Source organism: Variovorax sp. GW460-12-1-14-LB1 (genome assembly GCF_059423605.1).
In genome coordinates, this window is sequence record NZ_JBWKYF010000034.1 from 51,841 (window position 1) to 65,100 (window position 13,260).

13 protein-coding genes are annotated in these 13,260 nt (G+C 69.5%); 6 read left to right on the forward strand and 7 right to left on the reverse strand.

Annotation, left to right across the window (positions count from 1 at the left end):
* The first annotated feature begins 15 nt into the window (after nt 1–15).
* Complete coding sequence (locus AC07Y4_RS18305) at nt 16–1,224, forward strand: ATP-binding protein (RefSeq protein WP_307696497.1); 1,209 nt, start codon at nt 16–18, stop codon at nt 1,222–1,224.
* Nucleotides 1,225–1,289: 65 nt separating this feature from the next.
* Nucleotides 1,290–2,519, forward strand: coding sequence for an O-antigen ligase family protein (locus AC07Y4_RS18310; RefSeq protein ID WP_487848850.1), 1,230 nt, complete (start codon nt 1,290–1,292; stop codon nt 2,517–2,519).
* Nucleotides 2,520–2,573: 54 nt separating this feature from the next.
* Here AC07Y4_RS18310 and AC07Y4_RS18315 read toward each other — a convergent pair whose 3' ends face one another.
* Both AC07Y4_RS18315 and AC07Y4_RS18320 read right to left on the reverse strand, forming a co-directional pair.
* Complete coding sequence (locus AC07Y4_RS18315) at nt 2,574–2,783, reverse strand: zinc-finger domain-containing protein (RefSeq protein ID WP_007836801.1); 210 nt, start codon at nt 2,781–2,783, stop codon at nt 2,574–2,576.
* Nucleotides 2,784–2,791: 8 nt separating this feature from the next.
* Nucleotides 2,792–3,745, reverse strand: a complete 954-nt coding sequence (locus tag AC07Y4_RS18320; protein WP_062476806.1) for a branched-chain amino acid transaminase — start codon at nt 3,743–3,745, stop codon at nt 2,792–2,794.
* 134 nt (nt 3,746–3,879) lie between these two features.
* On the opposite strand from AC07Y4_RS18320, the gene AC07Y4_RS18325 reads away from it, so the two are divergent.
* Nucleotides 3,880–4,872, forward strand: coding sequence for a recombination-associated protein RdgC (locus AC07Y4_RS18325; protein WP_095949800.1), 993 nt, complete (start codon nt 3,880–3,882; stop codon nt 4,870–4,872).
* A 33-nt stretch (nt 4,873–4,905) separates the two neighbouring features.
* Here the strand turns inward: AC07Y4_RS18325 and AC07Y4_RS18330 are convergent, their stop codons facing one another.
* Nucleotides 4,906–5,334, reverse strand: coding sequence for a glycerate kinase (locus AC07Y4_RS18330; protein ID WP_070063499.1), 429 nt, complete (start codon nt 5,332–5,334; stop codon nt 4,906–4,908).
* A complete protein-coding gene (locus AC07Y4_RS18335) occupies nt 5,322–5,711 on the reverse strand; it encodes a VOC family protein (RefSeq protein WP_487848851.1) in 390 nt (129 codons plus the stop codon). The genes AC07Y4_RS18330 and AC07Y4_RS18335 overlap by 13 nt, the downstream gene beginning before the upstream one ends.
* A gap of 172 nt (nt 5,712–5,883) precedes the next feature.
* On the opposite strand from AC07Y4_RS18335, the gene AC07Y4_RS18340 reads away from it, so the two are divergent.
* Nucleotides 5,884–6,339, forward strand: coding sequence for a hypothetical protein (locus AC07Y4_RS18340; RefSeq protein ID WP_487848852.1), 456 nt, complete (start codon nt 5,884–5,886; stop codon nt 6,337–6,339).
* Between the two features lie 93 nt (nt 6,340–6,432).
* On the opposite strand, the gene AC07Y4_RS18345 is transcribed toward AC07Y4_RS18340, so the two are convergent.
* From AC07Y4_RS18345 to AC07Y4_RS18355, 3 genes are read right to left on the reverse strand one after another with little or no spacing between them, the layout of a single operon-like run.
* Complete coding sequence (locus AC07Y4_RS18345) at nt 6,433–7,950, reverse strand: BCCT family transporter (protein ID WP_487848853.1); 1,518 nt, start codon at nt 7,948–7,950, stop codon at nt 6,433–6,435.
* Between the two features lie 39 nt (nt 7,951–7,989).
* Complete coding sequence (radA, locus tag AC07Y4_RS18350; protein ID WP_495274884.1) at nt 7,990–9,381, reverse strand: DNA repair protein RadA; 1,392 nt, start codon at nt 9,379–9,381, stop codon at nt 7,990–7,992.
* Between the two features lie 23 nt (nt 9,382–9,404).
* Nucleotides 9,405–10,331, reverse strand: a complete 927-nt coding sequence (locus AC07Y4_RS18355; RefSeq protein WP_487863308.1) for a LysR family transcriptional regulator — start codon at nt 10,329–10,331, stop codon at nt 9,405–9,407.
* 74 nt (nt 10,332–10,405) lie between these two features.
* Here AC07Y4_RS18355 and AC07Y4_RS18360 point away from each other — a divergent pair, with 74 nt between their 5' ends.
* Nucleotides 10,406–12,106 (forward strand): FAD-dependent oxidoreductase, encoded by a 1,701-nt coding sequence (locus AC07Y4_RS18360; protein WP_487848854.1) that lies wholly within the window; start codon nt 10,406–10,408, stop codon nt 12,104–12,106.
* Nucleotides 12,103–13,107: a tripartite tricarboxylate transporter substrate binding protein gene (locus AC07Y4_RS18365; protein ID WP_487848855.1), complete on the forward strand. Its 1,005-nt coding sequence runs from the start codon at nt 12,103–12,105 to the stop codon at nt 13,105–13,107. Before AC07Y4_RS18360 ends, AC07Y4_RS18365 begins: the two co-directional genes overlap by 4 nt.
* Nucleotides 13,108–13,260: the final 153 nt, after the last annotated feature.

Genomic DNA, 13,260 nt, shown 5'->3' on the forward strand with positions numbered 1-13,260 from the left:
CCGGACCGCCCCGCGATGCTGCGCAGCCTCTACCGCCGCCACCTCTACGTCCGCATCTGGCTCGCGGTGGTCGGCGGCGTGGTCATCCTCACGCTGATGGCCAACTGGATCGTGCGCGTGGCCGCCGAGGCCGAGCGCGAGCGCCTGGCGCCCGTGCCGCGCGAGGTGGTCGTGCTCGACAACGAAGACCGCACCATCGGCACCGGCAAGGCCATGCGCGTGCCCGGCCAGGGCCTGGAGTTCGACGTGCAGCTGAGCGACGGCCGCGACATGACATTGCGCGTGGCGCCGCGCGAGCGCCCCACCGGCACCGGCGGCTTCGCGCCCTGGCGCACCCCGTTCGGGCTGGGCTGGATGATTGCGCTGGTGGGCGTGGCGGTGGCGCTGGGCGTCTACCCGATCGTGCGGCGCATCACCCAGCGGCTCGAGACCCTGCAGCGCGGCGTGCAGCGCTGGGGCGAGGGCGACCTCTCGGCGCGCGTGATCGAGGAAGGACAAGACGAAGTGGCCGATCTCTCCAAGCGATTCAATGCCTCCGCCGAACGCATCGAGCAGCTCGTGCGTTCCCACAAGTCGCTGCTGGCGAACGCCTCGCACGAGCTGCGCTCGCCGCTCACCCGCATCCGCATGGGCCTGGAACTCATGGGCGACCAGCCCAGCCCGGCGGCGCGCGAGGAAATCTCGCGCAACATCGGCGAACTCGACCAGCTCATCGACGAGATCCTCTTGGCCAGCCGGCTCGACGCCAGCGAGGCCGACATGGGCACCATCGAAGCCGTCGATCTGACCGGCCTGGCCGCCGAAGAATGCGCGCAGGTGAACGCCGAGCTCGACCTGGCCGAAGGCACCGACAACGCCACACTCACCGTGCCAGGCGTGTCGCGCCTGCTGCGCCGCGCGATCCGCAACCTGCTCGAGAACGCCCGCCGCTACGGCGCCGGCGAGATCAGCGTCGAACTCGGCAGCGCCGGCGGCTACGCCACGGTGCGCGTCAACGACCGCGGGCCGGGCGTGCCGGCAACGCTGCGCGAACGCATCTTCGAACCCTTCTACCGCCTGCCGGGCGCCAGCGAGCGCAACGGCGGCGTCGGCCTGGGGCTGGCGCTGGTGAAGTCGATCGCCGAGCGCCACGGCGGATCGGTGCAGTGCGAAGACCGGCCGGGCGGGGGCGCTAGCTTCGTGATCCGCCTGCCGGCCAAAGGCCCTGCCGCCGCAGCGCACTGAGCGCCTTCGGGTGCGCAGGGGCAAGTCAGGTTCGGCCGAGGGGCCGCACCTAAAATCCCGCCCCTATGCAGAGATCGCACATCGTTCGGCCCGCGGCCATGTTCTGGGGGCTGGTGGTGTTCATGCCGGTCGGCGTCACCTACCTGTCGGCCATCGTGCTGCTGCTTGCCCTGCTGGTGGGCGGCGGCTTGCGCGAGCGCTATGCGCGGCTGCGCGCCAACCCGCTGTGGTGGCCGGTGGTCGCCTACGTGGCGTGGACCTTCATCGTGCTGGCCGTGCGGCCGCACTACCCCGAGACCCCCTCCAACCTGTTCCACGGGCTGCGCATCGCCTTCACCTTCCTGATGGCGATGGCGCTCACGCGCGAAGAGGCGCTGTGGGCGCTGCGCGGCTTCCTCTTGATCGCGGCGCTCAACATCGTGCTCATCGTGCTGCACTACAGCCTGGGCTTTCCGGTGCCGGGCGCGCTGCGCGGCGTGGTGATGGAAGTGGGCAACAAGTCGATCAGCAACGCGCTGCTCTTCAGCATCGTCGCAGCCAGCGCCGCGGTCTATGGGCTGTCGCAGATCACGGGGCACCGGCCCCTGCGCGCACTGGCGGCCTTCGCGCTCGTGCTCGGGCTGGGCGCCGTCGTCGCGCTGCCGCTCACGTCGCGCACCTCGGTGCTCGCGCTGCTGCTGGTGATTCCGGTGGTCTGCCTGCACCAGTGGAAGAACCACCTGAAAGCGCTGTCGGCGGCGCTGATCCTGGGCGCGGTGGTGATCGGCGCAAGCCTGTACCAGTTGCCGCAGCTGCAGCAGAAGGTCGAGACCGGCATCGAGGAGCTCGAGAAGGCGCAGACCGGCGCCGTGTTCCACGGCAGCTGGATCATCCGCTACTACATGTACCGCGACACCGGCGCCATGATCGCCGACCAGCCCGTCGCGGGCTGGGGCATCGGCGGCTGGACCGACCAATGGCACAAGCGCGGCCCGGCGCTGTTCGCCGACTCCAACATGCCGCACAACGACTTCCTCTGGGTGGGCGCGCAAAGCGGCATCCCGGGCATCCTGAGCCTGCTGGCGATCATGCTGGTCGCCGTCTGGCAGGCCTGGCGCCGGCCCGACATCGCCGGGCGCTACGCGCTGGCCGCGACGCTCATCGCGCTCATCGCGTCGAGCGTGAACTCGGCGATGCGCGACGCGCAGATCGGGCTGGCGGTGCTGTGGATCGCGATGGTCTACCTGCGGCTGGCGCAGGAATCGCAGGACCCCGATCCGTGGCGCGGCCTGTGGCCGAGGGCCCGGCCAAGCTGAAACGAAAAAACCGGCCGCAAGGGCCGGGCCGGTTTCTTTTTTCCGCCTGGCCGCTCAGTGACGGCTGGACACGGTCTCGCCCGCCTTCAGGCGGTACACCGTGCCGCAGTACGGGCACTTGGCTTCGCCGGTGCGCGCCACGTCGAGGTAGACCTTCGGGTGGCTGTTCCAGAGCTTCATGTCGGCCTTGGGGCTGGGGCAGAACACGCCGCCCTGGTGGTTGAGCTCCTTCGCGAGGAGTTCGACGACTGCATTGGTGGACATGTTGTTCCTCAGACCTTCGTGAGCCAGTGGGCGTACTTGGGGTTCTTGCCGTTCACGATGTCGAAGAAGGCCGACTGGATCTTCTCGGTGACCGGGCCGCGCGCGCCGCCGTCGCCCCGGTTGCCGATCTCGATGCGGTCGAGTTCGCGGATGGGCGTGACTTCAGCGGCGGTGCCGGTGAAGAAGGCCTCGTCGGCCACGTACACCTCGTCGCGCGTGATGCGCTTTTGCACCAGCTCGATCCCCAGGTCCTTGCAGATGTGCAGGATGGTGTTGCGCGTGATGCCGTTCAGGGCGCCAGCCGACAGGTCGGGCGTGTAGACCACGCCGCCCTTGACCACGAACACGTTCTCGCCCGCGCCTTCGGACACGAAGCCGCTCGCGTCGAGCAGCAGCGCTTCGTCGTAGCCGTCGTCCAGCGCTTCCATGTTGGCGAGGATCGAGTTGGTGTAGTTGCTCACCGTCTTGGCCTGCGTCATCGTGATGTTGACGTGGTGGCGGGTGTAGCTGGAGGTCTTCACGCGGATGCCGCGGCGCATGCCTTCTTCGCCGAGGTAGGCGCCCCACGACCAGGCCGCGACCATGGCGTGGATCTTGTTGCCCTTGGGGCTCACGCCCAGCTTCTCGGAGCCGATCCAGATCAGGGGGCGCAGGTAGCAGCTTTCGAGCTTGTTCTCGCGCACGACCTGCTTCTGGGCTTCGTTCAGCTGTTCCTGCGAGAACGGGATCTTCATGCGCAGGATCTTGGCGCTGTTGAACAGGCGCTCGGTGTGCTCGGCCAGGCGGAAGATCGCCGTGCTGCCATCGGCCGTCTTGTAGGCGCGCACGCCCTCGAAGGCGCCGCACCCGTAGTGCAGCGTGTGGCTCAGCACGTGGATCTTGGCGTCGCGCCAGTCCACGAGTTCGCCGTCCATCCAGATCTTGCCGTCACGGTCGTCCAGCGAGGGGGGGATCGAGCTCATTTCCTGATTCCTTTGGGAGCGGTGTGGGGGTGCGACCCACTGGGAAGTCGCAAAAGCTTTCGATTTTACGGCCGAGCCCGGAACCGGGTGCCCGACAATGGCCGGTTGTGCCAACCAGTGGAAAAAGGGTTCCCGTGTCCGTATTCAAGAACGTCATCGTCTATCGCATCGAACCTGCCTGGTCCCAATCACTGACCGAGGCAGAAGAAGGGCTGGCCAAGCAACGCTTCGTGCCTTGCGGCCCCTCGCAGGAAAAGTCCGCCGGCTGGGTCGAGCCCCGCGGCGAAGCCAACGGCCCGTTGGTCGAATCCATCGACGGCCAGTGGCTGGTCGAGTACATGATCGAGAGCAAGCAGGTCCCCGGCTCCGTGGTGCGCCGCAAGCTCGACGAGCGCTGCGCCCACATCGAGACCACCACCGGCCGCAAGCCCGGCAAGAAGGAAAAGAAGGAGCTCAAGGAAGACATCACCCTGGAGCTGCTGCCCATGGCCTTCACGCGCAGCGCGCGCGTGACGGTGTGGATCGACAAGGCCGAGAACCGCCTCGTGATCAACTGCGGCAACGCCGCGCGCGCCGACGAAGTGGTCACCAGCCTCGTGAAGTCGCTCGACGGCTTTGCCGTGGCGCTGATCAACACGCAGATCGAGCCGGCCGCCGCCATGGCCAACTGGCTGCTGACGCAGGAGCCGCCGGCCGGCTTCAGCATTGATCGCGAGTGCGAGCTCAAGGCCTCCGACGACTCGAAGGCCGTGGTGCGCTACGCCAAGCACGCACTGGACATCGACGAGGTCAAGCAGCACATCACCGACGGCAAGCGCCCGACGCGCCTGGCGCTCACCTGGGACGACCGCGTGTCCTTCGAGCTCACGCACGGCCTGCTGATCCGCAAGATCACCTTCCTCGAAGGCACGGGCGACGGTGCGGCGGGCGGCAAGAAGGAAGACAACTTCGACGCCGACGTGGCCATTGCCACCGGCGAACTCGGCCAGCTGGTGCCGGCGCTGCTCGACGCGCTGGGCGGCGAGGCGGCGTTCTCTGCAGCACCGCCGGACGAAGCGCCGAAGGCTGCTGCCACGGCGCCTGCGGCGCAGGCCGACACGCCCGAAGAAGAAGACGCGCCGTTCTGACGTTCTGAGTCAGGCGAAGCGCCCGCGCCGCCGTCAGGCCGCGGGCGTTTCTTCGTCGGCCGGCGTCTCGGGCCGCGTGAGCGTCCAGCTCTGCAGCTTGCCGCCGTTGAACACGGCATCGACGTAGGAGCCGCCGGCATCGGTCCAGCGGTACAGTTCGGGCTGCTCGTTCTCGGGCGAGCGCAGCTCGCCGAGCGCGCGCGTCATCGCGATGACGTGCATGAGCGTCACGCCGGGCTTGAGCTTGGCATTCAGCATCACCGAACTCGCCACCGTGCCGATGGGCCGGTCGGCGGCCCGCTTGAGCACCTGCATCGTGCGGTTGAAGTGCATCAGCAGGAACATCACGATCGCACCGCCGGCGAACGCCACGCCGCCCCATCCGTATTGGTGCCAGGACAGGCCGAGGAGAACGACGGCCCCCACGGGCACCAGCAATTTCTGGAAATTCATGGGGCGCATTGTCGCCGCCCGGTGGAAGCCCCCCGCAGGCCGATGCAGTTGCCCCAGGGGTCGCGCACCTGCGCCATGTGTTCGTCGCCCTCCAGCCGCAGCGGGCCGCGGTACAGCGGCGCGCCGCAGGCCTCGAGATGGGCCAGCGCCGCATCGAAGTCGGCAACGTTCCAGTACACGACCGAGCCCGAGGCACCGGCGCCGACCTTCGCGTCGGCCGGCACGAGCTCCAGCAGCACGCCGTGGACCGACAGGCACTCGAAGGCCGGCGAGCCGATCGACATCGGCACCGCATCGGGGAAGGCGTCGGCGTACCAGCGCAGTGCCGCGTTCACATCGGTGACGTGGACCATGACGGCGGCAATGGGCGGTGCGGTGGATTTCATTCGGCGACAGGGGGAAACGGCCCGCGATTGTGCGGCCCCGACCCCGCCGCAGTAGCCGCCGTGGCTACCGCCGGGCGCAGAAAGCGGTACTCCCGGCGAAAGGCACACGGTGCCGGGGCGGGTGCGGGCACATTTCGCCGCACGGGCATCTGCCCGGGCCACCGAGAAACGCATGAACATCCCGCGTTCCGTCACCATCGTTCGACTCACCCTTGCCGCCGCACTCGCGGGCACCGTCCTCAGCGGCTGCTACGTGGTGCCGCTCGGACAACCCGCTCCCATCGCGCCGTCGCAGCAAAGCTACGCCGTCGCACCGGGGCCGGTGTCACAGACCTTCAGCGCGCGGCTGTATCCGTCGAACGCCGAAGCCGCGCGCTACGGCGCCGTCGGGGGCACGGTGACCAACGACATGAACGGCCGCGGCCACTTCAATGCACAGATCGGTGCCGAACAGTTTCAGGGAGAGGCGACCCGCGTGGCCGGCTCGCGCACCGCCGGGGTGGCGAACGCCACCGGCAGTCGCGGCGGCAACCTGAGTTGCCAGTACACGATGAACTCCGCCACCTTGGGCAGCGGCCAGTGCGTGCTCAACAACGGGCCGGCGTTCACGATGCACATCGGAAGCTAAGCAAAGAATCAGAGAAGGCCAGGGAGGCCAGGGAAGGTAGGGAGGGTAGGCCCGGCGCGTGTCCACCGCGCGCCGGGCGTTTTTTTGTCCGTCCTACCAGTTCACGAGCTGCCGCATCTTGCGCCGCAGCTCGCGTTCGCGTTTCTGCTCGGCGTTCCAGTCGTCGCGGATGGCCAGCGTGACCGACAGCGCCATCAGCAGGATCACGAACGCAAAGGGCAGCGCGAACACGATGGTCGCCGTCTGTATGGCCTTGATGCCGCCTGCGAACAGCAGGCTCAGCGCAATCGCCGCCACCAGCACGCCCCAGGTGATCTTGACGCGGGCAGGCGGGTTCGGATTGCCCTTCGTGCTCATGATGCCCAGCACCAGCGTCGCGGAATCGCCCGAGGTCACGAAGAACACGAACACCAGCAGCGTGGCCACGATCGACAGCAGCCCGCCCATGGGCATCGCCTTGAACATCACGAACATGGTGGTCGACACGTCGGCCTTCACCGACTCGACCAGCGGCACGCCCTGGAAGATCTCGAAATTGAGCGCCGCGCCGCCGAACACCGAGAACCACGCGAAGCCCACCAGCGTGGGCGCGATCACCGTGCCCAGGATGAACTGGCGGATCGTGCGGCCGCGCGACACGCGCGCAATGAACAGGCCCACGAACGGCGACCACGCCAGCCACCAGGCCCAGTAGAAGAGCGTCCAGTCGGCCACCCACGAGCTGTTGCGGAACGGGTTCATGCGCAGGCTCATGCGCACGAACTCGGCGAGGTACGAGCCCAGCGTGTTGGTGAAGGTCTCGACGATGGCGATGGTCGGCCCCACCACCAGCACCGTGAGCGCCAGCAGCGCCGCCAGCACCAGGTTGCCCATCGACAGCCACTTCACGCCGCGCTCGACGCCCGTGACCGCCGAGGTGATGAACAGCACCGTCGTCACCACGATGATCACCGCCTGCGTCCAGCGGCCGATGTCCGTACCGAAGGCCGCGTGCAGCCCGCTGTTGATCTGCGTGGCGCCCATGCCCAGCGAGGCCGCCACGCCGAAGGCGGTGGCCACCACGGCCAGCACGTTGAAGGCCGGCGACAGCCGCTGCACGAAGCGCCACGGCAGCGCCTCGGTGGCCGAGCTGACCAGCGGCAGCGCCTTGCGGCGGAAGCTGAAGAAGGCGATCGACAGGCCGACGATGCCGTAGATCGCCCAGGGGTGCAGCCCCCAGTGGAAGAAGGCGTAGCGCATGGCCACACCGGCCGCATCGGGCGTGCCGGGGATCACACCGGGCGGCGGGTTCGCGTAGTGCGAGATCGGCTCGGCCACGCCCCAGAACACCAGGCCGATGCCCATGCCGGCCGCGAACAGCATCGCGAACCAGGCGCCGATGGAGAACTCGGGCTCGTCGTCCTCGTCGCCCAGCTTCAGGTCACCGAAGCGGCTGAACGCCAGGAAGAAGGCCAGCACCACCAGCCCGAGCACCACCCACAGGTAGAACCAGCCGAAGTTGCGCGTGATGTCGGCAAGCGCGGTGCTGAACACGCGGTCGAGCGACGCGGGAGAAATCAACCCCCACAGCACGACCACGGCGATCAGCCCGGCGGAGACGATGAGTTGCATGGGGGTCTCCTGGTGGGGGTGTTGTCGTGCGGGTGCGCGTCAGTCGAGCCGTCGCACCACGTCCATCGCTTCCTCGATGCGGTCGACCGGGTGGATAGTCAGGCCCTCGATCTCCTTCGTGCCCTTGCGCGGCGCGTTGGCCTTCGGCACCACGGCCACGCTGAAGCCCAGCTTGGCGGCTTCGCGCAGGCGCTCCTGGCCGCGCGGCGCGGGCCGCACCTCGCCGGCCAGGCCGACTTCGCCGAAGGCGATGAAGCCCTTGGGCAACGGCTTGCCGCGCAGGCTCGAGGTGATGGCCAGCATCACGGCCAGGTCGGCCGCGGGCTCGCTGATGCGCACGCCGCCCACCGCGTTGACGAACACGTCCTGGTCCATGCAGGCCACGCCCGCGTGGCGGTGCAGCACGGCCAGCAGCATCGCGAGGCGGTCGCGGTCCAGGCCCACCGAGAGGCGGCGCGGGCTCGGCCCGCCGTTGTCGACCAGCGCCTGGATTTCCACCAGCATCGGCCGCGTGCCTTCGAGCGTGACCAGCACCACGCTGCCGGGCACGGGCTCGGCATGCTGGCTCAGGAAGATCGCGCTCGGGTTGGTCACACCCTTCAGGCCGCGCTCGGTCATGGCGAACACGCCGATCTCGTTCACCGCGCCGAAGCGGTTCTTGATGGCGCGCACGAGGCGAAAGCTCGAGTGTGTGTCGCCTTCGAAGTACAGCACCGTGTCGACCATGTGCTCGAGCACGCGCGGGCCCGCCAGCGCGCCCTCTTTCGTGACGTGGCCCACCAGCACCACGGCCGTGCCGCTGGTCTTGGCAAAGCGCGTGAGGTGCGCCGCGCATTCGCGCACCTGCGCCACCGAGCCGGGCGCGGAGGTGAGCTGGTCGGAGTACACGGTCTGGATGGAATCGATCACCGCGATGGCCGGGCGCGTGGCGTCGAGCGTGGCGATGATCTTTTCGAGCTGGATCTCGGCCAGCACCTGCACCTGCGAGTGGTCGAGCCCGAGCCGCTTGGAGCGCAGCGCCACCTGCGAGCCGCTTTCCTCGCCGGTGACGTACAGCGCGTTCTGCCCCGCGCGCTGCAGCGCATCGACCGCCTGCAGCAGCAGCGTCGACTTGCCGATGCCCGGGTCGCCGCCGATCAGCGTGACGCCGCCCGACACGATGCCGCCGCCGAGCACGCGGTCGAGCTCGTTGAGCCCGGTGGGCGTGCGTGCGACATCGGTGGCTTCGATTTCCGAGAGCGTGGCGAGTTCGGACGCGCCCGCGAGCGACGCGAACTGCGTGCCGAAGCGGTTGTTGGCCGGTCCGTTGGCCGCGCCGGCGACCTGTTCGATGAGTGTGTTCCATGCACCGCAGCTGGGGCATTTTCCGAGCCACTTGGGGCTGGTACCGCCGCATTCGCTGCAGACGAAAGTTGTTTTGTCCTTGGCCATGCAGCGAGTTTAGGGGGCGCGGTTCAGGCGATGGCGAATTCGCGCACCAGCAGGTCCGCGAACGCCGCCGCGGCCGGCGAGAGCGATCGGCCCTGCCGCGTCACGACCGCGATGTTGCGCGCCACCGTCGGGCGCATGAGCCGCCGCGCGACCAGCCGCGTGTGGTCGGCATGCGCGAGGATCGACGCCGGCAGCAGCGCCGGGCCGAGGCCGCTGGCCGCCATCGCGAGCGCCGTGGTCAAGAGCGTCACCTCGTAGGCGATGTCCAGCCGCACGCCGGCGGTTGCGGCGGCGATGTCGATGCTGCTGCGCACGCCGTACCCCGGCTTGACCGTGATCAGCGGATGGCCCGCGAGCTGCCGCCAGGTGATGCGGTCGGCGCCGGGCAGGCGCAGGTCGCGGTCGGCAATCACCGCGAGGTGGTCGTGCACGAACACGCGCTGGTCCAGCCCCGGCGTGCGCGCCTGCAGCGTGCCCACGCCGAAGTCGACCTGCTCGCCGAGGACCTTCTCCACGAACTGCCCGGGCGCGCAGTCTTCGATGGCGACCTTCACGTCGGGATGCAGGTCGAGGTAGCGGCGCAGGGCCTTGGGCATCAGCGTCTGCGCGATGGTGGACGTGGCCGCGATGCGCACGCGCCCGCGCCGGCCCGCCGCCAGCTCGGCCATGCCGGTGCCCAGCGCATCGAGTTCGGCCAGCACGCGCTCGGCATAGGCAATGGCTTCGTTCGCGGCCTCGGTGCGTTGCAGCGAACGCGTGGTGCGGTCGAACAGGCGCACGCCGAGCCGCGCTTCAAGCTCGCGCAGCAGCACGCTGACGGCCGGCTGGGTCAGCGACAGCGCAGCCGCCGCGCTCGACAGCTGGCCGCTGTGGTACACGGCCGCGAACGCGCGCAGTTGCCGCACAGAGGGCACGCCGCGCATTGATAGTGGTTTTTTATGAATGGCCATGAAAGTTTCACTTTTTCCGCGAGCCGGTTCGGCACTGTAATGGCGCCTCACAAGAATCTGGAGACAAGCAACCCATGACCGAGCAACTGCAAGCCCAGGTGCTGATCGTCGGCGCCGGCCCCGTGGGGCTGACGCTGGCCATCGACCTGGCGCAACGCGGCATCGACGTGCTGATGACCGAGATCCGCCACCGCGGCGAACCACCCAACGTGAAGTGCAACCACGTGGCGGCGCGTTCGATGGAGGTGTTCCGCCGCCTGGGCGTGGCGCAGGCACTGCGCGACGCGGGCCTGCCGGCGGACTACCCGAACGACGTGGCCTACCGCACGGCCGTGACGGGCATGGAGCTGTCGCGCATTCCGATCCCCGCGCGCCGCGAGCGCTACACCGCCACCGGCGGCCCCGACACCTGGTGGCCCACGGCCGAGCCGCCGCACCGCATCAACCAGATCTTCCTGGAGCCGGTGCTGTTCGCGCATGCCGAGGCCACGCCCGGCCTGCGCATCCGCAACCGCACGCGCATCGACGACTTCGAGCAGGACGACGAGGGCGTGTGGGCCACGGGCGTGGACCTGGACGACGGCCGCGCGGTGCGCATCCGCTGCCAGTACCTCGTCGGTTGCGACGGCAGTCGCTCGACGGTGCGCAAGAAGATCGGCGCCAGCCTGCACGGCACCGACGTGGTGGGCCGCGTGCAGTCGACCTACTTTCGCGCGCCCGCGCTGCTGGGCCTGCTGAAGCACCCGCCGGCCTGGGCCACCTTCGCGCTGAACCCGCGCCGCTGCGGCAACGTGTACGCCATCGACGGGCGCGAGACCTGGCTGCTGCACAACTACCTGCTGCCCGAGGAGACCGACTTCGACTCGATCAACCGCGACTGGGCGATCCGCCAGATCCTGGGCGTGGGCGACGACTTCGAGTACGAAGTGATCTCCAACGAAGACTGGGTCGGCCGCCGGCTCGTGGCCGACCGCTTCCGCGACCGCCGCGTGTTCATCTGCGGCGACGCGGCGCACCTGTGGATTCCGATGGCGGGCTACGGCATGAACGCCGGCATCGCCGATGCGATGAACCTCTCGTGGCTGCTCGCGGGCCGGCTGCACGGCTGGCTGGCCGAGGGCGCGCTCGCGGCGCACGAGGCCGAGCGCCAGCCGATCACCGAGCAGGTGTCGCGGTTCGCGATGAACCACGCGCTCGCGCTCCAGCGCCAGCGCGAAGGCGTGCCCGAGAACATCGAGGCGCCCGGGCCCGAGGGCGACGCGCTGCGCGCCGCGCGCGGCCAGGCGCTGTACGACCTGAACGTGCAGCAGTACTGCTGCGGTGGCCTCAACTTCGGCTACTTCTACGAGGGCTCGCCGCTCATCGCCTACGACGGCGAGGCCGCGCCCGCCTACACGATGTACGAGTTCACGCCCTCGACCGTGCCGGGCTGCCGCACGCCGCACCTGTGGCTGGACGACGGGCGCTCGCTGTACGACGCGATGGCGATGCCCGGCGAGGGCTACACGCTGCTGCGCTTCGATCCCGCGATCGATGTCGCGCCGCTCGAAGCCGCCGCCGCGGCGCGCGGCCTGCCGCTGCGCACGCTGGACATCCGCGCCTCGGCCGCCACCGCCGTGTACGACCGGCCACTCGTCATCTCGCGCCCCGACCAGCACGTGGCCTGGCGCGGGCATGCCGTGCCGGCCGACGCGCTCGCGCTGGTCGACCTGCTGCGCGGCGCCGCCGTGGTGGCCGCACCGACATCCGAAAAAGAAAGAGAGACAAGCCAATGAACCGTCGCCATGCCTTGCGCCATCTGGGCGCGCTGTCCGCCGCTGCCTGCGCCGCAGGTCCCGCCCTCGTGCGGGCGCAAGGCGACAAGCCCATCACCCTCGTCGTGCCCTACGCGCCCGGCGGCACGACCGACATGCTCGGGCGGCTCATCGCGCAGCAGCTGGGCACCGCGCTGGGCCGCACCGTGATCGTCGACAACCGGCCGGGCGCCGGCACCGCCATCGGCGCCTCGCAGGTGGCACGCGCCGCGCCCGACGGCTCGACGCTGCTGGTCGCGACCAGCACCACGCTCGCCATCAACCCGTGGCTCTACAAGAAGCTCTCGTACGACCCCGCGAAAGACTTCGCGCCGGTCGGCCTCATCGGCGCCGTGCCGCTGATGGTGGTGGTGCACCCGTCGGTGCCGGCGAACACGCTGGCCGAGCTGGTGGCACTCGCGAAATCGCGGCCCGATGCGCTGAGCTACGGCTCCGCCGGCAACGGCAGCCCGCAGCACCTGGGCGCGGAGATGTTCAAGGTCGCGACCGCGGCGAACATGGTGCACGTGCCCTACAAGGGCAGCGCGCTCGCGCTGACCGACCTGCTCGGCGGCCAGCTGCAGCTCATGTTCACCGACATCGCGCCGGCCCTGCAGCACGTACGCAGCGGCAAGCTGCGCGCGCTGGCCGTGACCTCGCGCAAGCGCCAGCCGACCTTCCCCGCCGTGCCGACCGTGGCCGAGTCGGGCGTGGCAGGCACCGCCGATTTCGAGGCGGTGGCGTGGCAGAGCGTGGTCGCGCCCGCGGGCACGCCCAAGGCCTTCATCGACCGCTGCAGCCAGGAGATCGCCCGCCTCGTCGCGCAGCCCGCGCTGCGCCAGAAGCTCGAGAACGAGGGCTTCGAGCCGGCCGCGCCGGGGGCGCACGGCGCGGGCGCGCCGGAGCAATTGGCCGCCTACATCCGCAGCGAAACCGAACGCTGGGGCCGGGTGATCCGCGCCTCCGGCACCACGATCGATTAGGGCCTGTTCACCCTATTTCCGGGGTCGCGAAGGTCTGCCAGCGCGGGCCAATCAAGGCGCGTGACGCCGCGCGTGCATGCGCACGCGCAAGGAGCGCAACGCCGAGTGGCCCGCGCTGGCAGACCTTCCCGAAGGGTTGGGGGGGGGGGGGCG

Coding starts and splice junctions, on each gene's coding strand:
- AC07Y4_RS18305 (WP_307696497.1), top strand. CDS start 16: ATGCTGCGCAGCCTCTACCGCCGCCACCTCTACGTCCGCATCTGGCTC.
- AC07Y4_RS18310 (WP_487848850.1), top strand. CDS start 1,290: ATGCAGAGATCGCACATCGTTCGGCCCGCGGCCATGTTCTGGGGGCTG.
- AC07Y4_RS18315 (WP_007836801.1), bottom strand. CDS start 2,783: ATGTCCACCAATGCAGTCGTCGAACTCCTCGCGAAGGAGCTCAACCAC.
- AC07Y4_RS18320 (WP_062476806.1), bottom strand. CDS start 3,745: ATGAGCTCGATCCCCCCCTCGCTGGACGACCGTGACGGCAAGATCTGG.
- AC07Y4_RS18330 (WP_070063499.1), bottom strand. CDS start 5,334: ATGCGCCCCATGAATTTCCAGAAATTGCTGGTGCCCGTGGGGGCCGTC.
- AC07Y4_RS18335 (WP_487848851.1), bottom strand. CDS start 5,711: ATGAAATCCACCGCACCGCCCATTGCCGCCGTCATGGTCCACGTCACC.
- AC07Y4_RS18340 (WP_487848852.1), top strand. CDS start 5,884: ATGAACATCCCGCGTTCCGTCACCATCGTTCGACTCACCCTTGCCGCC.
- AC07Y4_RS18345 (WP_487848853.1), bottom strand. CDS start 7,950: ATGCAACTCATCGTCTCCGCCGGGCTGATCGCCGTGGTCGTGCTGTGG.
- radA (WP_495274884.1), bottom strand. CDS start 9,381: ATGGCCAAGGACAAAACAACTTTCGTCTGCAGCGAATGCGGCGGTACC.
- AC07Y4_RS18355 (WP_487863308.1), bottom strand. CDS start 10,331: ATGGCCATTCATAAAAAACCACTATCAATGCGCGGCGTGCCCTCTGTG.
- AC07Y4_RS18360 (WP_487848854.1), top strand. CDS start 10,406: ATGACCGAGCAACTGCAAGCCCAGGTGCTGATCGTCGGCGCCGGCCCC.
- AC07Y4_RS18365 (WP_487848855.1), top strand. CDS start 12,103: ATGAACCGTCGCCATGCCTTGCGCCATCTGGGCGCGCTGTCCGCCGCT.